The sequence below is a fragment of the Tamlana crocina genome (assembly GCF_012037625.1).
Genome location: NZ_JAAVJS010000718.1, coordinates 1 through 311, shown reverse-complemented (window position 1 = coordinate 311; position 311 = coordinate 1). Strand labels below are relative to the sequence as shown.

At 49.5% G+C, this 311-nt stretch carries 1 protein-coding gene; it reads left to right on the top strand.

What is annotated here, in order from left to right:
• A partial coding sequence (locus HC176_RS18705) for a glycoside hydrolase family 16 protein (protein ID WP_167920478.1) occupies positions 1–311 on the top strand: 311 nt, incomplete at both ends.

Sequence of the window (311 nt, the reverse complement as noted above, 5' to 3'; positions counted from 1 at the left end):
CATTATAGTCCGAATTACATCAATTACCGCGGAAATGATTTCGATTTTATTTCGGGAAGGATCAACACCCGGGACAAGGTGATGTTTACTTATGGAACGGCTGCCGCAAGAATGAAACTTCCCAAAGGTGAAGGTTACTGGCCCGCCTTTTGGGCTTTAGGTGGCGGTGACTGGCCTGCAACAGGCGAGATCGATATTATGGAATACGTTGGAGAAACAGACTGGATCGGGGTCGCCCTACACGGCCCCGGTTATTCCGGTGAGACTCCGCTCGTCAATAAGTACTTCTTTCCTGAAGGCGAAGATGTGAC